Source organism: Paenibacillus soyae (assembly GCF_024623455.1).
GTDB classification, from domain to species: domain Bacteria; phylum Bacillota; class Bacilli; order Paenibacillales; family Paenibacillaceae; genus Pristimantibacillus; species Pristimantibacillus soyae.
Genome location: NZ_JANIPJ010000014.1, coordinates 41807 through 64456, shown reverse-complemented (window position 1 = coordinate 64456; position 22650 = coordinate 41807). Strand labels below are relative to the sequence as shown.

12 protein-coding genes are annotated in these 22650 nt (G+C 56.2%); all 12 read left to right on the top strand.

What is annotated here, in order from left to right:
* Positions 1-357: 357 nt before the first annotated feature.
* The 12 genes from NQZ67_RS18840 (at position 358) to NQZ67_RS18785 (ending at position 22606) form a co-directional block, all read left to right on the top strand.
* The gene (locus tag NQZ67_RS18840; RefSeq protein WP_257448939.1) at positions 358-1170 is read left to right on the top strand and encodes a class I SAM-dependent methyltransferase; all 813 of its coding nucleotides are present in this window, start codon (positions 358-360) and stop codon (positions 1168-1170) included.
* A 21-nt stretch (positions 1171-1191) separates the two neighbouring features.
* Positions 1192-1644, top strand: a complete 453-nt coding sequence (locus NQZ67_RS18835; RefSeq protein ID WP_257448938.1) for a VOC family protein — start codon at positions 1192-1194, stop codon at positions 1642-1644.
* A 24-nt stretch (positions 1645-1668) separates the two neighbouring features.
* Positions 1669-2214 carry a GrpB family protein gene (locus tag NQZ67_RS18830; RefSeq protein WP_257448936.1) on the top strand — a complete coding sequence of 182 codons (546 nt, stop codon included), beginning with the start codon at positions 1669-1671 and terminating at the stop codon, positions 2212-2214.
* Positions 2215-2240: 26 nt separating this feature from the next.
* Entirely contained in the window at positions 2241-3176 is a 936-nt protein-coding gene (locus NQZ67_RS18825; RefSeq protein ID WP_257448934.1) for an acetamidase/formamidase family protein, read from the top strand.
* 114 nt (positions 3177-3290) lie between these two features.
* Positions 3291-4229, top strand: coding sequence for an aldo/keto reductase family protein (locus NQZ67_RS18820; RefSeq protein WP_257448932.1), 939 nt, complete (start codon positions 3291-3293; stop codon positions 4227-4229).
* 143 nt (positions 4230-4372) lie between these two features.
* Positions 4373-5113 carry a hypothetical protein gene (locus tag NQZ67_RS18815; RefSeq protein WP_257448930.1) on the top strand — a complete coding sequence of 247 codons (741 nt, stop codon included), beginning with the start codon at positions 4373-4375 and terminating at the stop codon, positions 5111-5113.
* Between the two features lie 14 nt (positions 5114-5127).
* A complete protein-coding gene (locus NQZ67_RS18810; RefSeq protein ID WP_257448928.1) occupies positions 5128-6816 on the top strand; it encodes a vWA domain-containing protein in 1689 nt (562 codons plus the stop codon).
* A gap of 34 nt (positions 6817-6850) precedes the next feature.
* Positions 6851-7990 carry a toxic anion resistance protein gene (locus NQZ67_RS18805; protein ID WP_257448926.1) on the top strand — a complete coding sequence of 380 codons (1140 nt, stop codon included), beginning with the start codon at positions 6851-6853 and terminating at the stop codon, positions 7988-7990.
* A 407-nt stretch (positions 7991-8397) separates the two neighbouring features.
* On the top strand, positions 8398-15864 hold the full coding sequence (locus NQZ67_RS18800) for an S-layer homology domain-containing protein (protein WP_257448924.1): 7467 nt from the start codon (positions 8398-8400) through the stop codon (positions 15862-15864).
* Between the two features lie 274 nt (positions 15865-16138).
* Positions 16139-16459, top strand: a complete 321-nt coding sequence (locus NQZ67_RS18795) for a transposase (protein WP_257448922.1) — start codon at positions 16139-16141, stop codon at positions 16457-16459.
* Between the two features lie 422 nt (positions 16460-16881).
* Entirely contained in the window at positions 16882-17391 is a 510-nt protein-coding gene (locus NQZ67_RS18790; protein ID WP_257448920.1) for an integrase core domain-containing protein, read from the top strand.
* A 538-nt stretch (positions 17392-17929) separates the two neighbouring features.
* Positions 17930-22606, top strand: a complete 4677-nt coding sequence (locus NQZ67_RS18785; RefSeq protein WP_257448918.1) for an S-layer homology domain-containing protein — start codon at positions 17930-17932, stop codon at positions 22604-22606.
* The last annotated feature ends 44 nt before the right edge of the window (positions 22607-22650 follow it).

Sequence of the window (22650 nt, the reverse complement as noted above, 5' to 3'; positions counted from 1 at the left end):
TAGCGCCCCAGGTAGGTTCTATTTCCTTTAACAACTTAAAGGGACATCCCATTCAAGTCATTTGTCTGCCGAGTGTTTGTAGCACTCGGCTTCTTTTTAAAAAATATGATTACACAATTGGAAAAAAGTAAACTTTAAATGATGGTTGAAGACTTGTGACTTGAGAATACAACAAGAAAATACCCGGTATGGAAGACGTACAATTACTTGATGGATCTGAGAAGTGAAGATTTTTACAAGTAGCCCAAGCTTCTTTAGGATTTATATAATTAGATTTGGAATGAGCAGACAACACTTCTATGAGTACTCAACTATTGCAAATCTGAATTAGAAACTATTACTGAAGAAGGTGTCTTCATGGACGAGAAGTCTGTAAACAGATTAATCAGTAATGGCGGTGGCGAGGTTGGCGTAGCCATTCCGGAAAACATGAATAAGAATGTCATTCATAAGACAAACAGCATCTACTGGGATACGAAAGGCAATGACTTCTTAAAAGCCATTACACTTCCTTATTATGGGTGGTTCATCTCGGAAGAAAAACACCAGCTCTTTGGCGATATTTCAGGAAAAAAGCTACTGGAGATCGGCTGCGGCAACGGCCGCTCCTTGCAGTACCAAGGGGAACGCGGCGCATCTGAGTTATGGGCTGTGGATATATCGGAAAAACAAATCGAAAAGGCAGCGCAGCACTTGGAGTCACACGGTCTATCGGCAAAATTCATCTGTTCTCCCATGGAAGAAGAATGCGGCATACCGGAGGATTATTTTGACTATGTGTATTCGATTTATGCCATCGGTTGGACAACTGACCTTGAAGGTACCTTTCGCCGGATCGCTTCTTATCTAAAAAAAGACGGCGTATTTATTTTCAGTTGGTCTCATCCTATACACCGATGTGTTACTGAAGATGATGGCAGGTTTGTTTTTAGAAAGAGTTATTTCGATGAAGCTTGGTATCCGGTAGCCGTTGATGAAGGCGAGCTATTATTAGCGGACCGTATGCTATCAACCTATGTGAACGCTCTGGCGAAAGCGGGATTTGTAATTGAGAAACTGATTGAGCAATCTGATGATGAGATTATGCAATTGCGGGACGATAAAAGCGATTTGGCAAGGAGAGCAAAGATGCTTCCTGTAACTTTTGTAATTAAGGCAAGAAAACTATAATAGCTGCGAGGAGGAGCAAGCGTGGAAAATAGTAAATTACTAAGAATGGACAATGTCGGAATCGTTGTAGAATCCCTGGATGACGCGATTTCTTTTTTCGAAGAGATTGGCTTGACCCTTGAAGGGCGGACCACTGTCGAAGGGGAATGGGCGGGTCGCGTAACCGGACTAGGCTCTCAGCGCGTAGAGATTGCCATGATGGTTACCCCAGACGGCCACAGCCGGCTGGAGCTTTCTCGCTTTCTTACTCCTCCCGTTATATCGGATCACCGGAAGGCTCCTGTAAACTCCCTTGGTTATCTACGCGTCATGTTCGCCGTTCAAAACATGGACGAGTTGGTATCCCGACTCATTAAGCATGGTGCTGAGCTCGTTGGCGAAGTGGTTCAGTACAAGGATTCGTATCGGCTCTGCTACATACGTGGAACCGAAGGACTTCTAATCGGTTTGGCGGAACAGCTTGGTGACAAATAAAGGTTCAGAATGAAAGGATAAACTATGGCGGATCCAATAATAGTTACTCCATATAACCCGGAGTGGGTTCGAGAGTTTAATGAGATAGGTACTCGTATTCGACAAGAACTAGGTGACACTGCAATTCGAATTGATCATATCGGTTCAACATCTATTTCGGGATTAGCCGCAAAGCCAATTATAGACATTCAAATATCGGTAAAATCGCTAGAGCCGGTTGATTTATATCGAGGACAAATGGAATCGTTAGGGTATGTTTTCAGAGCGGACAATACGGAAAGAACGAAGCGATATTTCAGGGAAAGCAACAACATGAGAAGAACTCATATTCATATAAGAGAAGCAGGAAGTTTTTCGGAGCAATTTGCTTTATTGTTTAGGGACTATTTAAGGAGTCATTCCGACGATGCAAAGTACTATGAGGCGACCAAGTATAGACTGATGGAGCTGTATCGGAATGATCGACATCGATATGTCGAGGAGAAGGAACCAATCTTCTGGGAAATCATTAGAAAAGCAAGTAGATGGAGTCAAGAAGTCGGATGGAAACCTGGGAAATCGGATTATTAATCATCATATAGTCGGAGGCGATTTTTATGGCTATACATAAGATCGAATGGGTTCAGGCTTCTTTTATCGGTTCATTTACAAAAGAAGTATCTCCAATCCTTGAAGTGTCGTCAGGCGATTCAGTCCGATTCCAGACATTGGATGCAGGCTGGGGAAGCGGTTCAAGTAACAGGGAGCGGATTAAACCATTCTCAAGAAGAGAGAAGATGGACGGGGGGCATGCATTAGTAGGGCCTATTTATGTATCGAATGCCAAAAAAGGAATGACATTAGAAGTTGAATTTAATGAGATCATTCCTGGAGGTTATGGCTTCACTTCAGCGGGTCAATATCCGAACTGGCAAAATCAAAAATTACAATTAACCGAATTTCAGGAAATGATTCTTGATTGGAAGCTGAACAATACAACCATGACGGGCACCTGTGAAATCAATGGTAAACCTTTTACTGTCTCGTTAAAACCTTTCATGGGCGTCGTTGGAATGCCGCCGGAGGACTCTGGTATCCATGCGACTTGGCCGCCGCGTTTTTGCGGAGGGAATATAGATTGCAAGGAATTGGTCAAAGGGAGCAAGCTATATTTGCCTATTCCCGTTGATGGATGTTTTCTGTCGATCGGAGACGGACATGCTTTGCAGGGGGATGGGGAGATAAGCTGTCAGGCCATTGAATGTCCAATGGAACTGGTCGACATAACCGTAAATGTATTAGAAAACACGGCAATAAAAAATCCTCGCGCCAATACTCCCACAGGTTGGATTACCTTTGGTTTTCACGAAGATCTCAATGAAGCAACAGTCCAGGCGCTGGATGGAATGCTTGATCTAATGGGAGAGCTGCATGGATTGAATCGCGTGGAGGCTATGGCTCTGGGAAGCTCGGTAGTCGACTTGCGAATCACGCAAATCGTTAACGGAGTAAAAGGTGTTCATGCTATCTTGCCCCATGGGGTTTTTAAGTAACTCGAGAATGACGCCAGCCTAATTGCATTGCATCTATGAAGATTTTTTTACTTTCGCATTGTGCCAACGTTTACTAGAATAGAAGGGAAAGCCAATCGAGAGGAGACGATGAACATGCAGTATAGAAAACTCGGCAGAAGCGGACTGAAGGTCAGCGAGATCAGCCTTGGGAGCTGGCTGACATACGGCGGCTATGTGGAACGCGAAAACGCGGTGAAAGCGATGCAGACGGCTTACGGGCTGGGCATTAATTTCTTCGATTCGGCGAACGTGTACGAGAAGGGCGCTGCGGAGAAGCTGATGGGCGAAACTCTGAAAGCGTTCCCGCGGGAATCGTATGTCCTTGCGACCAAAGTATTCTGGCCGATGGGCGACGGGCCGAACGATCGCGGCTTGTCCCGCAAGCATGTGATGGAGCAATGCCATGCGAGCCTGAAACGTCTCGGCACCGATTATGTCGACATCTACTATTGCCACCGTCACGATCCGGAGACTCCAATGGAGGAGACGCTTCGCGCGCTGGACGATCTGGTACGCCAAGGGAAAGTGCTGTACGTGGGCGTCAGCGAGTGGACGGCAACTCAGATGGCGGAAGCGCACGCGATCGCGGACCGCTATCTGCTGGACCGCATCATCGTCAATCAGCCTATCTATAACATGTTCAATCGCTACATAGAGAAGGATGTCATCCCTTACGGAGAGCGCGGAGGCATCGGACAAGTGGTGTTCTCGCCGCTGGCCCAAGGCTTGCTGACAGGCAAGTATAGCTCTGTTAACGATATACCGGCGGACAGCCGGGCATCCAAGCTCGAGCATATGCGCAAAGGCGTGACCGAGGAGAAAATCCAGAAGGTCCAAGAGCTCGCCAAGGTGGCTTCCGAGCTGGATCTGACGGTTGGGCAGCTGGCGCTTGCATGGATTCTTCGCCAGCCGAACGTTAGCAGCGCACTTGTCGGCGCAAGCCGTCCGGAGCAGATCGAGGAGAACGCGAAAGCGGCAGGCGTGACTCTTGAAGCCGGCGTGCTGGAGCGGATCGAGCAAATTCTCGCCTAAGGAAGACCGAGCAAACTAGCAGTAATTCATAAAAAAACAAGCCCCCGTTGCTTGTCCCTAAGGGACAAGGAGCGGGGGCTTTTCTGCATGACGGGCCGGGCTTCCGAATAGGTTAGGAATATCAGGGGGAGGTGGTGAAAGCGTTGAACGGAATGAGATGGGTGAAGCTAATGGGCCTCCTGTCCGGCATCGTGCTCCTCAACGTCTTCTTGCTCTCCCCCGGCTTCGTCGGGCTCGAGATCGGCCGAAGCAACGCCATGGAAACCGCCGCCGGAGCAACGGTGTTCGTGATGAGCATCGTCGTGCTGGTGTATGTCAGCCATGCCTTAATTTTCAAGCCTCCCCCGGCATTGCCGTCAGGCCCCAAGGCCTTCTCCCGGGAAGATTATTTGCGAGCTTTCCGCCGATTCAAGGGGATGAAGGCTTATCGGAAGGAAGCCGCCGCCGCCTTGGATCAGATGGATCGCATGGAGAAGAAGAAAGCCGCTTTGGTCGGCGTGCTTAGCAGACGGTTCGAACCGAGCGAACTGAGCTTCCAGAAATTCTCCGCCGCCATCTCCGAGGTGGAGAAGCTGTTCTACCTCCATCTGCGCGGAATTCTGAATAAGGTTAGCGTCGTGCATGCAGCCGGCATCGGTGCGCCGGGGGACGCTAGTCCACATCGCTCTGACCAGCTTATTCAAGAGAAGACGACCCTATACCAACAATATGTGGTTTACGCGACGGGATGTCTGAGCGCAAACGAAGGCATTCTGCTGAAGCTGGACCAGTTGCTTCTAGAAATTACGAAGCTGAGCTTGGCGGACCACCGCGACGTGATGGAGATGGCCTGCATGAAGGAGATCGACGTGCTGATCCAGCAGACGAAATTTTATAAGCCATGAAAGGAGGGGGGAGGATGGGAGGACGAGGCAAGACGGTAATGGTGCTTGGCCTGATCGCGTGTCTGGTATTCGCGCTCGTCTATTACGGCATCCGACTGACGGCCGACTTCGGCAAGACCGATACGCAGATTACGGCGGAAGACGCGGCGAAGCGGCTTGACCGATTATATGGCGACATTCGCGTGACGGTCGAACCAACCGTCAAAGGGTCCATCGATCTCGATCCGGCGGAGGTCGGCGACACGCTGCCGGATATTTCGAAGTTTCCCGTGTCCGTGACGAATTCGACGGATAGCTACGTCGAAATTTTTTCATCTACGGAGAAGTCCGGAACGGGTAACGATGGTTGGCTGAACGAAGTGGCGGAGGCGTTCAACGCGGCGGGAATCGAGGTCGACGGGAAGACCGTATCGGTTCGGATTCGCAACATCGCCTCGGGTACGGCAACGGATTACATACGGTCGGGCAAATACATGCCGGACGCCTTCACGCCTTCGAACGAGCTGTGGGGCGAGATGGTCAGAGCGCACGGAGTCGGAGCGGAGATGATCGCGAGCCGGCTGACCGGCAACGTCGCGGGCATTGTCACCAGCAAGAGCAAATACGAGGAGCTGATCGGCAAGTACGGCGCGCTGAACGTCAAGACGCTGACGGATGCCATCGCGGCGGGCGAGCTGGCGATGGGCTACACGGATCCGTTCGCAAGCTCGACGGGGCTTAATTTTCTCGTGACGGCGCTCGAAACGTTCGATCATTCGAACCTGCTCGGGGAGAAGGCGGTGCAAGGCTTCGAGCGGTTCCAGGAGGGCGTTCCCTTTATTGCTTCGACAACGCTTCAGATGCGGGAGGCGGCCAAGACCGGGATGCTGGACGCGTTCGTGCTCGAATACCAGACGTTTCAGAACTCGGCGGATTTGCAGAGCGGCTACGTGTTTACCCCGTTCGGCTTCCGGCATGACAGCCCGCTGTATGCGATCGGGGACGTGTCGCCGGAGAAGAAGGAGATTATGCGGAGATTCGCCGAATTCGCGGCAGGGGCAGAGTATCAGCGGCTTGCCGGGGAGAAGGGCTTTAACGGCCTCGACGATTACCGGCCGGAGCTGTCCGCCGTGGACGGGAATACGCTGACCGCCGCGCAGAAGCTGTGGAAGGAGAAGAAGAACGGTAGCAAGCCGATCGCCGCCGTATTCGTGGCCGACGTATCGGGCAGTATGGACGGCGAGCCGCTGCACCGTCTCAAGGAGTCGCTGCTCAGCGGGCAGAAGTACCTCGGGCGCGAGAACAGCATAGGCTTCGTCTCGTATTCCGACGACGTCTCGATCCGTCTCCCGATCGGACGATACGACGCGAATCAGCAGTCGATGTTCGTGGGCGCGGTGAACAGCCTGACGGCGGGGGGGGGAACGGCTACCTTCGACGGCATCGTGGTCGCGATGAAAATGCTGCAGGACGAACTGGCGGCAAATCCCGACGTCAAACCCGTCGTCTTCGTCTTGAGCGACGGCGAAACGAACGAAGGCCATTCGCTGAACGATATCCGGGGGCTGATCGAGACGTTCGAAATCCCGGTCTACACGATCGGCTATAACGCCAATATTAAGGCGCTCCAGAGCATTTCCGGCATTAACGAAGCCGCCAGCATCAACGCGGATACGGAGGATGTGGTGTACAAAATCGGGCAGCTGTTGAATGTGCAGATGTAGGTTTATTTTGCTCGAATAAAAAGGGGGCATGGGGATGTCGTTTACGATGGAAGTGATCAGTCCGGAGGAGCTGAAGACCGTCATCGAGGAGGAAGTGAAGCCGGAGCCGCAGGAAGTAAAGAAGCTGAAGGAGCTGGCCGTGAGCAACGTTGCCGCTATACTGGAGCTTGATCTGGAGTCGCTCGAGAAGCGTAAGGCGATCTTGGGCGCCATGGACAGCTTCGGCATGAACACGATGCGGTCGTCCTCGGACAAAAACAACCTGCTGCAGGTGTCGGTCGCGAATTTGGCGAAAACGGGCGATGACGGAGGCCAAGTGGCCAGAGGGTTGACGGAGCTCCATCACCAGCTGAAGGACCTCGATCCGAGCGCGATCGATTTTGCCAAGAGCGGACTGTTCGGCAAGTTTTTTCACCCGCTGCGCGGCTACTTCGCGAAGTACCAGAAGGCGGACGAGGTCATCTCGGACATCATTGTGTCTCTCGATAAGGGCAAGGCCGTCCTGCGCAACGACAATACGACGCTGGAGCTTGAGCAGCAGGCGCTGCGGGAGCTGACGAAGAGGCTGCAGAAGGAAATCCAGCTCGGCCTGATGATGGACGCGGAGATCGAGCGGCAGCTGGAGGCGGCGAAGGCACGGGGGGAGTCGGAGGATAAGATTCGTTTTATTACGGAGGAGGTGCTCTTCCCGCTGCGGCAGCGCGTCATGGACCTTCAGCAGATGCTGGTCGTCAACCAGCAGGGCATCATGGCGATCGAGGTCGTCGTCCGCAACAACAAGGAGCTGATCCGCGGCGTGGACAGGGCGAGGAACGTGACGGTGTCGGCTCTGAAAATATCGGTGACGGTGGCGAGCGCGCTGTACAACCAGCGCATTGTTCTGCAGAAGATCGAGCTGCTGAACCAGACGACCGACATGCTGATCAGCGGCACCTCCAGAATGCTGAAGGAGCAGGGCGCGGTCATTCACAAGCAGGCGCTGGAGGCGAGCGTGTCGGTCGAGACGATGAAGCAGGCGTTCTCGGACGTGCTGGCGGCGCTCGAATCGATCAGCACTTACAAGCAGGAGGCTCTTCCTCGCATGAGGGAGACGATCCTGCAGTTCCGGGAGCTCGCCGACAGCGGCGAGCAGCAGATCAGGCGGCTGGAGAGAGGACAGCGGCTCGGGTTATAGTAGCTGCGATTTGGGGCCTTCCGCGATTTTATGCGGAGGGCCTTTTTGGCGCTTGGGGGGCGGCGATAGCGACACGAGGGATCGTTGCAGGTGCGAGGAGGGCGGGGCGGGGAGCGATAGCGACACGAGGGATCGTTGCAGGTGCGGGGAAGGCGGTGCGGGCTGCGATAGCGACACGAGGGATCGTTGCAGGTGCGGGGAGGGCGGGGCGGGGAGCGATAGCGACACGAGGGATCGTTGCTGCCCGCCCCCAATTGGACATGCTTGCTGACCCGAACCTGCGACTCGTGACACCCGTGACGCCCCGTGACAAAATGGATGACAGCCTGTAACTACTGGCAGCTTCCTCCTTCTTCTACAATTTGTTATGACTAAGCAAACGAATGTAGATGGAGGCGGATGATGGGATGAGGAAGAAGCATAGGCTTGCCCGGGCGGTGCTGGTATTTCTGTGCCTGCTGCTGCTAATGCCGGCAGGCTGGCCGACGGGCGCGGAAGCGGCAAGCAGCGGATGGAAGCCCGCGAAGGGAGAGAAGCTCCCTAGCTGGGCCGAGGAGGAGATTAAGGAGCTCGGCGCGGAGGGGATTATTCGCGGCTACGCCGACGGATTGTTTAAGCCGGAGCGCACCGTGACGCGGGATGAGCTGCTGACGCTGCTGCTGCGTCTTGACGGCAGCAAAGGGAGCGTACAGAACGAAGAGCTGGCATCCATTGTCAAGGAGGCCATAACCAACAAGGTGCCGTTTGGCGCTTACGACGGCAAGAAACCGGCGACGAGGCAGGAAGCCGCTTATTTCATCGGCGAGCTGCTGCAGCTTGGGACGGATTCCAACAACAACCAAGCCAAAACGTACCGAGACGGCGGCCGCATACCTGAATGGGCAGACGAAGCCGTGCAGGCGGTCAGCTCGGAGGAATGGCTGCAAGGCTACGAGGACGGCACGTTCCGCGGCGAAGCCGTGCTCACTCGGGCGCAGGCGGCGGTTATTATTTATCGCATATGGGAGTGGATGCAGGAGCGTAAGCTTCACCTGATGGCCGCGCATGTATCGGACCAGGCAGGCATGCCGCTCCAAGATGCGGTCGTAACGACGCACGAAAAAGGAAAACAGGCCGTCAGCCGCTGGGGCAGAACAAATGCCCTCGGCCTATATTGGACGTTCGCGCCTTACGGCAAGCTGGAGCTCAACGGGTGGAAGGGGACGAAGATTGCGAATGAAGCCGCCACGTTCAGCCGCTCTAACCGTCTTTTCCGGCTGGAGGCAGGCGAAGCGGCCATCATTCAAGGGAAGCTGAAGCAAGCGGATGGCCAACACGCGGCCGGATATGCCGCTGTCTTCACGACGAACCCGACGTTCTTCGCAGTTACCGGTCCAGACGGCGGCTTCCGGGCCTACGTGCTTCCGAACCGTGAGTACGAGCTAACCTTAATAGAGGACCAGGTTATTCAAAATAGGCTGGAGACAGCGGGAACTCCCGATAACGTACTGGGCTACTCCGACATTCCGGCAAGCCTTAAGCTGATCGGCAAGCCGAAGCCGCAGCAGAAGGAATGCGATTGCCAATATAACGAGCTGCAGGGAACGATCAAAGCGCCGGCCGCAGGCGAAACGCTTAATCTCGGAACGTTCTCGTTTACGGATACAAGAGTGCCTGGCGGGGGCCAGCCGGGACCAAGCACCGTCCCCACCACAGGCCCGACAGCAACCGCGACGCCGACCGCGACAGTGTCGCCGAGCCCGACGGCGACGGCGACGGCAACGGCAACGAGCTCCCCGAACCCGAGCGGCTCGCCGACGCCTTCCACGCCGACAGGGCTTGCCGGAGAAGCATTCAATGCCTCTGTCGCGCTGAGCTGGTCCGCGAACGGAGCGGCGGGCTACCGAGTGTACAGGTCAATGGACGGCGGCGCCACGTGGGACGCCGGCACGGATATTGGAGCATCCGCGAGCCGCACCGTAACCGGCTTGAGCAACGGCACGACGTACGCGTTCGCCGTGACGGCTTACAACACCGCCGGATCGGAGTCGCCGCGCTCTGCGTCGATTACGCTGACGCCAGCCGCCGGCGAGGTCCAGCTGCCGCCTGATCCGGCCACGATTGCGGAGCAGCTCCCGCTGACGGGACCGGCGACAATGGCCGACATGTCCGCTTTCCTATATGAAGGAGAGGACCCGATCCAATCAGGCGTTGCCACCGGAGCAATCGAGCTGGATCGCATCGCGGTTCTCCGGGGGAAGGTACTCGATGCCGATAACCGGCCGCTCCCGGGGGTGAAGGTTTCCGTGTTGGGGCATGGCGAGCTGGGTCAGACGTATACCCGGGCCGACGGCATGTTCGACTTGGCCGTGAACGGCGGAGGCGAGCTGACGGTCGAGTACGAACGGGAAGGCTTCATGGAAGCCCAACGCAAAATAGAAACGAACTGGGAAGAGTTCGAGGAGCTTCCGGACGTGACGCTGCTCGCTTACGACACGAAGGTGACGACGATCGGTCTTAACGGCTCGGGCGTCTACCAAGTCGCCCAAAGCAGTCCGGTATCGGATGCGGACGGCACGAGACAAGGCACGCTGATCGTTCCGCCGGGCACGTCGGCAACGATGAAGCTGCCGGACGGCACCGAGCGGTGGCTGCCCGAAATTCATTTCCGCGCGACCGAATACACGGTGGGGGAGAACGGATTATCGGCCATGCCGGGCGAGTTGCCGTCATTCGTTGGGTATACGTACGCGGTAGAGCTGTCCGCCGACGAGGCGATCGAAGCGGACGCGACGGAGGTTACGTTCAGCAAGCCGCTCTATTACTACGTCGATAACTTCCTGGAATTTCCCGTAGGGGAGACGGTGCCGATCGGCTATTACGACCGCGAGGCGGCGAACTGGGTGCCGTCGGACAACGGCGTGATTATCGGTATCGTGGACACCGCCGGAGGCATGGCATCCGTCGACGTAGACGGAGATGGCGCCGCGGACGACGGGGCAGAGCTAACCGCGATCGGCATGACGGAAGAAGAACGAGTGGAGCTCGCCAAGCTGTATTCCGCGGGCAAAAGCTTGTGGCGCGTGCCGATTGCCCACTTCACGCCTTGGGACTGCAACTGGCCTTACGGCCCGCCGGCCGACGCCATCAATCCGCCGAATCGCGAGCCACGCGCCAAAATCGAAAAAGAAAAGGATCCGTGCCCGGAGAAGGGTTCGATTATCGGCTGTCAGGACCAGAGCTTGGGCGAGCGCCTGCCTGTGGCGGGTACGAATCTCGACTTGATGTACCAAAGCAAGCGGACTGAGGGCTACGCGGACAAATCGAGCCTGGACATTCCGCTAAGCGACGACACCGAGCTCCCGGATTCCCTGCGAAGCATATCGGCGACCGTCCGCATCGCGGGCAGGACGTTCACCCGCAGCTTCGCTCCGCAGCCGAATCTATCGTACACGTTCCAATGGGACGGCCGCGACGCGTACGGGCGAATGCTGGTCGGGAGTCAGCCCTACGAAGTGACGGTCGACTATCACTGGAATATTCAGTATTACGCTTCCCCGGAATCGTTCCAAGCGAGCTTCGCGCGGCTGGGCGATACGGCAACCGTTATCGGGTCCAGAGGCCTGCAGACGATCCGAACGTCGAAGAGTTGGGAGGGAGCGCTGGTCAGCCCGGCCAATCCTTACGAGGAAGCGGGCATCGGCGGATGGAGCTTCGACAACTGGCATGTTTACGATCCGGATACGAATATGCTGACGCTCGGCGACGGCAGGTTCAGAATACTCCCTGGATATATGACGGATGCTTTCGAGCTTCGTTACAAAAAAGACCCATCGGCAGCTGAAAGCGCCGTTCTGTCGCAGGATTACGGCGTCAGCGACCTCATCGTCGGAGGAGACGGCAAGGTGACGTTCACGGCGAATAAAGGTTATTCCGGCAGAGTGGAGTTGTTCCAGCTGGAGAGGAACGGCGCGGTCAATCGAATCGACTCGTTCGCTAACAAAGCATGGTTCGAGATTATGGTCGACGACGCCGACAACCTGTATTCGCTGGATATATCCTATGAGACGATCTATCGCAAAAAGCCTTCCGACCTTCAGTGGACGCGAATTGCGGGCATAGGTAACACGACGGACGACTACTCGTCGAATCTGGACGGCAAGATCGCCGTCGACACGGATCTCATCGACCCGCGGAACCTCGAAATGGGGCCGGACGGCAGCCTTTATTTCATTGATTACCAGACTCTTCATAAGCTGGATCCCGACGGCGTGCTGACGGCGCTCGGCGCTAGAGATACATGGGGGACGGACAGCGGTGCCGCCACCAAAACGAATATCGGCAACGTGACGGAATTCCAGTTCGGAGCGGACGGCAGCATCTACTTGCTTGATTCGAAGTGGTGCAACTCGCCGGGTTGTTACCGAAGCCGGATCCGCGAGCTGACGCCGGAAGGAACGCTGACGCATATAGCGGGCGACGTGTTTACCACGGCCAAAAACATTTCGGACGGCATAAAAGCGACTGAAGCCGTTTTTTATGCCAGCGATCTGGTAGTGGGCCCGAACGGCGAGCTTTATTTCGTAGAGCCTGATCAGAACAAGCTTTATACCATAACACCGGACGGCATCCTGCAAGAAGTGCTCTCGGATTTCATGGCGAACGTTCAGAGGAAGGTCGTTAATGAGAATGGGGCGACCGGGGGCAAGGTTCCCATTTCGCTGCTGGGCATTGGACCGGAGGGCGAATTCTATATGGGGGTCCAGCATCGAAATACCAAGGGCGGCAGACTGTTCTACCGCGTGGATGCCAGCCATTACCGAATCCCGTCGGAGGACGGCATGCAGATCTACGAGTTCGATCAGGAGACCGGACGGCATGTGATGACGAGAAGCGCCTTGACCGGCGTCGTGGAAACCAGCTTTGGGTACGACGCCGAGGGAAGACTGATTTCCGTCACCGACCGCTACGGTAATGTGACCGCGGTGGAACGCAATGCGCAGGGCGATCCGACGGCGATTGTGGCGCCGGGAGGACAGCGGACCTCGCTCTCGCTGAGCGACAGCGGAGAGCTGGCGTCGATCGTCAATCCAGCGGGAGAGGCGTTTGCCATGACATACGGAGACGGCTTGCTCACGGAGCTTACGAATCCGAAGCAGGAGACGAGTCGCTACCGCTACGATGAACTTGGATTTTTGGTGGAGGCAGTGAATGCGAAAGGCGGTGTCAAAACGCTGGAGCGATCCATTGCGGGCAATGCCGAGATCGTGACCTTCACCGATCCGAACGGAAGGGCAACTCGCTACGAAACGTCAGCAAATGAAGCCTCGACCGTTCATACGACCACCGATTCGAGCGGCTATAAGACGGTTACGGAGAGCGCGGCGGGACGAACCGAGACGGCAACGCTGCCGGACGGCACGGTCATCCGCAAAACGTTCGGCATCGACCCGCGGTGGGGACGACTGACTCCGTACGTTACCCAGCTGACGTACACCTCGCCGGACGGAACGACGACGTCGTTCCAAGAGCAGCGTTCCGCCGTCATGGACGCGAGCGGCATGCTGCAGTCCTACACGGTAAGGCATACGGTGAATGGGGATATTTCCACGATCCACTATGATGCGGCAGCCGACAAATTCACGCAAACGACGGCGGAAGGCGTCGTAACGGAAACGTATTTGAACGCCAAGGATCAAGTTGCCCGAGTGGCATGGCCGGGTACGACCCTGCATCCAATCGAATATGCGTACGACGGGGCTGGGCGAATCGAGAGAATCGTTCAAGGCGAGAAATTCGTCGCTTACACGTATAATGCGCAGGGCTTAATCGAGAAGGAGGAGGATGCGCACGGCAGCGTCAAGTCGTATACCTATGACGAAGCGGGCCGCATTCTGTCCGTAACGACGCCGGGCAGCAAGACGTATGGCCAGACGTATGACGAGCTTGGCCAGCTGACGGGACTGACGATGCCGGACGGAAGCGGCTACGGTCAAACCTACAACGCGCTGGGTCAATTCGAAGGCTTCGGGCCGCAGGAGTCTGCGCCGTGGACCGAATCCGAGTATGACCATGGAGGAAGCATCACGGAATCCCGATTGGCTAGTGGCCGGACGGTCAGCCACGTTCTGGAGACCGAGGGAGGAAGACGGCCGATCGCGATGAACGATGCCGATATTTTGCGGACGTTTTCTTACGAGGGCAGCTCCGATTTCGCAGCGGCGATCGTAAGCGCCATGCCTGCCGACGCGGCGAGAAACCAATCCATCGCTTATGGCTACAGCGGGGAGAACGTGTCGTCCATGGAGCTCTCCGGCAAAGTGAACGCAAGCTTCGCGTACGATTACGATGATTTCTTTAATTTAACGGCGATGAACATGACGATAGGGGATACGGTCGCGAGCACGGCCATGCAGTATGACCGAGACGATAATCTGACCCGGTACGGGCCGTTCCAGTTCGCCCGCAGCGGACCGCTTCGGGCGGTTGGCTCCATGAGCGACGGCGCGATGGATATTCGGCTCGGCTACGACGAGTACGGGAAGCTGGCCAGCACGGCCTATGTGCTGCAAGGCAATGAGGTGTACCGAGAGGAATACGCGTATGACCTTAGAGGCTTCGTTACGGACGTCACGATTCGTTCGGCAAGCGGGACGGAGACGGTCCATTACGATTACGACGCCGACGGCCAGCTGACAGGTGTGACCCGGACGGATGGCGGCGGTGTAACAACAACGGAAGCTTACGCCTACGATGTGAACAAAAACCGGGTAAGCAGCCAGCTTGGGGCGGCGGAAGCCTTAACGAGCACGTACGGCAATAACGGCGTGTTGCAGCAGGTGGGCGACGTGGCGTATGTTTTCGATGCGGACGGCTACATGACGGCTCGGGGAGCAGACGCGTTCCGCTACGGCGCGCGAGGCGAGCTGCTGGAGGCAACGATAAGCGGAGTTACCTACAAGTACACCTATGACGGCTTAGGCAGAAGAGTGGCCAAGGACGATGGTGAAGGTCGTTCGACAGGGTATGTGTACGGCAATCCGGAGGCGCCGAACCTGCTCACCGCAAGCGTCGCGCCGGATGGCGCGGTTACTCAATACTATTATAACGAGATGGGTCTCCTGATCGGCATGGAGACGGCGGGCACCCGCTATTACGTTATCGCCGACGCGGTCGGCACGCCGAGCAAAGTGCTGGATACCGGCGGTGCGCTCGTCAAGGAGCTGCGTTACGACGGCTTCGGCAGGCTGCTGTCCGACTCGAATCCGGCATTCGAGCTCGTGATCGGTTATGCGGGCGGCATCGAGGACCGCGATACGGGGCTCGTGCGGTTCGGCGCCCGCGACTACGATCCGCTGTCCGGACGGTGGACGGCCCGCGATCCGCTCCTTCTGGAGAGCGGCCAAGCGAATATGTACGCTTACGTCAACAACAACCCGATCATGTTCCGCGACCCGTGCGGCCAGTTCTGCGTAGGCGGGTCGGTCTATTCGGGAGTCGGCGGCGGAGGCAAGGTTTGCATCTCGCACGAAGGCGTCTCCGCTTGCGCTGAGGTCGGCTTCGGCGTAGGCGGTGGAACCGAGATTTCACCGTTCGAGGGCATATCCAAGAACGAGCTGACCATGGAAATAACGGGCAAAGCGACGTTAGGGGTAGTGAACTTAACCGCTGGCTACAAGTTTGCTTATGACTTCGACACGGGCTGCCGGGGAGACGGGATCATAGCAAAAGCCGAGGCGGGACCGTTCAGCTATGACGCGATGAGTCCGGAGGAGTCGGCGGTCAGCGGCGAGAACGACAGCATGAAGTCCAAGGTAAAGGACTTATTGAAGAAGAACGGCTTCAAGGCCGAGGCTGCGGTCAAAACGAAGTTTTGCCGGAACCTGAAGTGGTGAGGCGATAAGTGTAAGGCAGGGGCGTTGGATAGACGCTCCTGCCTTTTTTCTTTTTTAGAGGAGGGAGAAGGGAACGAATGATGCATCCGTACATCATTTTTTCGGCAATATCCGCTTCTTGCTTGTAAATCATGCTAATCTGCAGTATTTTTCTGCTCAAAGTCGCTTGGAGCGCCATAGAGCTTGAAAATCCTGCACAATCTCCTAGGCCCCCTAATTAAACTGGAGTCCTCCCACCCAATAATTTAAACTTAGGACAAGGGAGTGATCCAACGTGGGGAAAAGGCTGAGCAAAGAAACGCAGCTTAAAATAGTTAAAGAAGCACTGGCTGGGATAAAGGTGGGGGCGCTTGCCCGCATGTATGACATCCATCCTGAAACCATCCGTACATGGGTAAGAGATCACCGAGACTCCATTCCAGTGGAAGAGATTCCGCTTGCTGACGAACACTTGCAGGAAATGCAACGACTGCAAGAGGTTGAGCAACGGTATGAAAAAGCCGTTAAAGTACTCGGTGAGAAAGAACTCGAAATTGAGATTCTCAGAGAGCTACTAAAAAAGAAAGACCCCGCTTATCTGAAAAACTTGAAGTAGCAGATCCATTTATTAAGCGGGGAGAAGCAGTGGCAGTGGTTCTGCGCATCCTAGGCATCTCTGAATCCACCTATTATGACCGAAAGAACAGAGAGGCGTCTTTACCGCCTGAATGCCCTACAGAAAGCCGGCGTGGCCGTCCTGTGCCTGGATACTCTCATACGTTTGAGGGTGAACGCGTATACGACGAACAGATCAATGAATGGTTGTTGGAGCTCATTGAAGGCGAGGAGCATGTTTACGGCTACAAGCTACTCGCGCAATGCATACGTGACAAGCACAACGTGCGATTGGACAAAAAGAAAGCATACCGACTATGTGACGAGTTGGGTATTCTTCAAAAGCCCCGTCAGCGGGTTCAGGCGCATCCGCGCAGACTTCCGAGGAACCGTGTCGTTACGGGCTCCAACCAATTGTGACAAATGGATATTAAGTATGGCTACGTCAGTGGGCTAGAGCGATTCTTCTATGTGCTCAGCATCATTGACGTATTTGATCGCGTCGTTGTTAAGCAGTACAGAGGAGCATCTTGTGAAGCTAAACATGCCGTTCAGACGCTTTGTTATGCACTACAGAGCCGTCTAAGTGCAGGTGATGAGATGCCTGTTATTCGTACGGATAACGGCCCTCAATTCGTCAGTAAGCTGTTTGGAGATATGAGCGAAAGTCTCAACGTTGTCCACGAGCGTATCCCCCCAAGAACGCCTAATATGAATGCATACATCGAGTCGTTCCACAGCATATTGGAACGCGATCTGTTCAGCAAGAGAGCTTTCAAGACGTTTGAAGAAGCGTATGATGAGCTCGATCGATACATGGACTTCTACAACAACCGAAAAATGCATGGCAGCTTAAAACGGAAACCTCCCGTCGTGTTTTCAGCTTGGGTCAAAACATTGGAGGATTCTTCAGCATTCCATAAAGCGATGTAATACCTCAAAAAAACGAGCAATTCTACGTCTGCTTCATTTTTGGTGGGCAGGACTCCGGATTAAGGGGCCTAGCCGCAATTGCATCAATGACGATTTCAGGTGCGGGCCGGCTTGAATTTGCTGCAGGATTACATCATTTTGAATTGACGGCGTCATGCCGCTGGAAAGTCTTGATCGGCAACGGGCGCGGCCGGTTCTTTTTTGGAGGAGGAATTTCCGAAAAGGGGGATGAGATGGCAGGACGGTTGCTTAGAGTACTTACCGCATGGGAGCAGGAAAACGAATAACAAGCGCCCGGCAGCCAAAAGCAAAATAACAAAATAGAAGCCTCCTAACCCGCTTGCGATGCGGGGGCGGAGGCTTCTTCAACTCCGCCTTGCGGAGCCGGAAGACCGGTCGAACGCCTCATTTCGGCACCTTATGCGGATAGTTGCCCCTTTGATACGTTTTGCAGCATTATGCCGCGCCTCCCGCTATCCTATAATGTTCCCGTATGAAAGTGCTTTCAACTTTATAACGCGGAAGGGGAGAGGAACGGATGATAAGGATGAAGAAACCGCTCGCATGGCTGCTGGCTATCGTCATGCTCGCTGCGGCGATCGGGGCGCCGGCGCCTTCAATGGCATCGTCGGACGGGGGGACGCCGGCAACGATATTCGGGTATGCGCCATCGGAGCGTTACGCGGCGTCGGTGAACTACACGCTTAAGGCGAATGGCGTGACGATTCCGGTTATTCAGGCTTATGCGGATTACGATTACGCGCATTTCTCCGCATCGGAGGGGCCGATCACGTACGAGCTCACGATTCTGAATACGGACAAGGTGCATGAATATGCCATCAGTCCCAAGAAGCTTGGCCTGACGGCCTCCAAGGTGGAAGGGAGAACGATCACCTTCACGACGGAGAGCGACGAATACTTGATCGTCATGATGAACAACCGCAAGACGAGAATCGTCATCGCGGCGGATCCTATGGAGACGGATGTCCCTGCGTCTACGGGCACCGGCGTATTCAACATCGCCGAGGAGCCCTATTCCGTGACTCCGGCGGGAGGCAATGCGGACGTCGCGGCGCGAACGTCAGCGATTCAGCAAGCTATCGACGAAGCCAGTCAGTACGGTACGGAGCAGGGAGGCGGGGCACAAGGCATTGTGTACGTCCCGCGCGGCACCTATTACATCGGCAACCTGGTGCTGAGAAGCAACACGGCTCTCTACATGGAGCCGGGAGCAACATTCGTCGGCACGGGAAGAACGGCGGACTACCAAGAGCATTGGTTCAAGGATTCCATGGGCCGGCCCGCAACCTGGTGGATATCGACCGAATTCGATTCCGCCAATATACGCATTTTCGGAAGAGGCACCATCGACGGCAACGGGCGGCTGCTTCATGACGACAAGAGCGCGAACGGCCGGGGGATGATCAACAATCTCGTCGTGCCGATCGCGACCGAGCATTTTGCCATGGACGGCATTATTATTCGGGAGTCAGCGGCGTGGGCGGTCATGCCGGTTCGCTCGAACGACCTGCTCTTCACCAACCTGAAGATGTTCAACAGCCTCGGCATGGGCGAAAACGACGGCATCGACATCGTGGAATCGCAAAACGCGGTCGTTCGCAACTCGATCGGGATCGCGCTTGACGACCCGTATTCCACGAAAGCGTGGAAGGAGGATACCGACATCGCCTCGGGCGTTGTACCTTGGCCGGGCAATCCGGAGCCCGTCGACAGCGTGTTGTTCGAGGATGCGATCTCGTGGACGATGTGCTACGGCTATAAGATCGGGCAAGGCGTCATGCAGAACCAGTCCGACATCACTTTCAGGGACGCGGTTGTGTACAAGGCGGCGGTCGGCTTCGCCATTCATCACAAATACGGCACCGGCGAAGTTCGCGACGTCACCTTCGAGAATATCGACGTCGAGGATATCAGCGGCAAAAACGAAGACAACAGCGCCTGGATGACGATGTTCACGGTCGACAGCGGCGGCAATGGCGTCGGCCCCGTTACGGGCGTTACGGTGAAGGACATTACGGTTCGCGACGTCGGCGAAAGCTTCAGCAAGCTGAAAGGCGCGCCGGGAGCGCCGATTACGGACCTGACCTTCGAGAATGTCCGGATGCCGGGCAGCTCGCAGCCAGCGACCACGCTTCACGCGATGAATTTCTTGAGCAAGGAATATTACGGCGGCGTCACGATCCTGCCTACGCAGGAACCGGAGCCCCGCAAATGGACGAACTTGGCGCTGCTGCGTCCGGCCGTCATCTCATCGAACGACGCGGCCGAGAATACGGCGCCGTATGCGTTCGACGGCAAGCTGACGACGCGTTCGGGGACGAAGCGGGCCGTCGATCCGGGCTGGATCTATGTCGACCTCGGAGAAGTGAAGACGATCGATCGGGTCCATCTCATTTGGGAGGCGGCGTACGGCAGAAGCTATCAAATTCAGGTGACGGACGAGGATCCCGGCCCTGCCGGCGATCAGGCGGAATGGAGCGACGTATATTCGACGACGACAGGCAAGGGAGGCCTGGAGGAAATAACGTTCGCGCCGACGGAAGCCAGGTACGTTCGGATGTATGGAACCGCGCGGGCTACCCAATACGGCTATTCCTTGTGGGAGATGGAGGTGTACGGTCCGGAGATATTCGTCGACAGCATCGGGTTAAGCGGCGATGAGCATGTCCTCGAGCTAGGAGAAGCCGTGGCGATCGAAGCCGTCGTATTGCCCGATAACGCGACGAACAAAGCCGTCATTTGGTCCTCTACGAACCCGGGCATCGCTTCCGTAGACGGGAGCGGTCTCGTAACCGCCGCGGGCACGGGGACAGCTTATATTACAGCGACGTCGCAAAGCGGCGAACGGAGCGCGACGGCGAAGATAACCGTGACGGCGCCGGGAGCGGGCATGACATTCATCGAACCGACGCATGCCGCCATACAATATGTCGGACGTTGGGACGCGGCGACTTCGGACACCTACATGAGCCATTGGCCGGGGGCTTCGATTCGAGCCGGCTTCACGGGAACGAAAGCCCGTCTCGTTCTCGGAGGCGCAGCGGATCTTTTCGTGAAAATCGACGATGGAGCGTATACGTTCTACGATAATGCGAGCGGTACGATTAACTTGACGCGCACTCCGCTTGAAGACGGAACGCATGAGCTTACGATCGTGGCCAAGGACATCACGGACCGCGTGGCGTTCCAAGGTCTGCTGGTAGAGGAAGGGAAAACGGTTTTGCCGGCGGAGCCGAAAGAGCGGCTTGTCGAATTCGTCGGCGACTCGATTACCGTCGGCTACAGGATGCCGGACGTGGTCCTTGATTCTTATGCGCGGCTGACGGCCGAGCGGCTTGGCGTCGACCATACGCAGATCGCGTACACGGGCATCTGCCTGCAGACGGGCGTTGCTTGTTACGCGCCGAATTCGCTCGGTATGAGCGAACAATATTTTAAGCTGGGCACGGGCGACGACGCGGCATCGCCAGAATGGGACTTCGCGCGATATGCGCCTGACGCGATCGTCATCAATATCGGCACGAACGACGATAAGTTCGAGGTAACCGAGGAGGCATTCCGGAGTACCTATGCGACCTTCCTGGCAGACATACGAGAGCGGCATCCGAATGCCGACATCCTCGTCATGAGAACGCTAGGGGGCTTCCTCGCGGAGGCAACGGAAGCGGCGGTGCAAGAGCGGATCGAGGCGGGAGACGACGCTGTGCAATACGTGGATACGACGGGATGGCTGGATTCTTACCCGTCTGCCGACTACTATGACAGTCTTCATCCTTCGCGGGCGGGGCATGCCAAGATCGCGGCGAAGCTGGCGCCGATTCTGGAGGAGCTATGGCAGGAGGATCCCGGCACGGGACCCGGGCAGCCAGGCGAACCCGGTCCTGGTCCGGGAGCAGGGCCTGGTAATGGCGTGAATACCGGATCCGGCAATTCTCCGAAGGATGCCGTGATCTACGTGAACGGCAAGGCCGCGACGACCGGCAAGCTCGAGACGAGGATCGAAGAAGGGCGCCGCACGACGACGGTCAAGCTGGACGGGGAGGCGCTTAACGGCAAGCTTTCCGGGCAAGCGTTCATCTCCATTACGGTTCCCGCTGTCGAAGAAGGTGCGCCTGATACCGTTATCGGGGAAATCGGCAGTAAGCTTCTTGCAAATCTGATCAAAAATAATGCAGTTCTGGAGCTGGCGACGGGAGAAGCGTCATACGCTTTGCCGCTTGGGGCGCTGGTTCAGTCGGCCTTCAATGAAGGGGACGGACAGCTTCCTCCGACCGTCAGAATCGTCATCGCGAAGCCGACGGAACCACAATTGCTGCTCGCCAGGGAAGCGGAGGATCGTCATGGCTTCCGGATAGCCGGAGGGCCTATGTCCTTCCATGTCGAGGTCGTCCAAGACGGAAAGACGACTCTCGTCGAGACATTCGGCGTATTCGTGGCAAGACGAATCGCCTTGCCGGATGGCGCCGATCCGGACCGGGTTTTTGCGGGAGCGGTGTTGGAGCCGGATGGCTCGATCCGCTATGTGCCGGCGAAGTCCGTTTCGAAGAACGGCCGCGATTACATCGAGCTGGCCAGCTTAAGCAATAGTCTCTATGTGATCGTACAAGGAGGCGCGGACAGCTTCCCTGACGTCGTCGGGCATTGGTCGGAGGACTCCGTGACGGCAATGGCCGCCCGTTTCGTTGCGGAAGGTACGGACGAGGGCTTGTTCCGGCCCGACCGGGACATCCGGCGCTCCGAGTTCGCGGCCTTGGTTGTAAGAGCGCTTGGCCTAAAGCGGATTGCCGGTAACGGCGAATTCGAATTCCATGACGTGATTGCAGGCGCGTGGTATGAGGCGGACGTGGTGACGGCAGCGTCGTATGGTCTCATCGGAGGCTTCGGCGACGGAACGTTCCGTCCGTCGGATGCGATTACGCGCGAGCAAGCGATGAGCATCCTGGCGAAAGCGGCGGAATTAACAGGCTTGAAGCAGGCGCAGTCGGACGAGGCCGTGGACGATCTTCTCGGAGCGTTCCTCGACGGCGGAGACGTGTCGGAATGGGCGCAGCCTGGTGTGGCTTTCAGCCTAGAGGAGGGCATCGCGAAAGGCAGAAGCGAATCGAGACTCGCGCCGCGCGATCCCGTCACGAGAGCCGAGGCTTTCGTTATGCTTGAGCGATTGCTCGAAAAGTCCGGTTTAATCGAATCGTAAATCGAATGAAAATGGCGGTGCGGGGATCCAGTCGATCCCAGGCA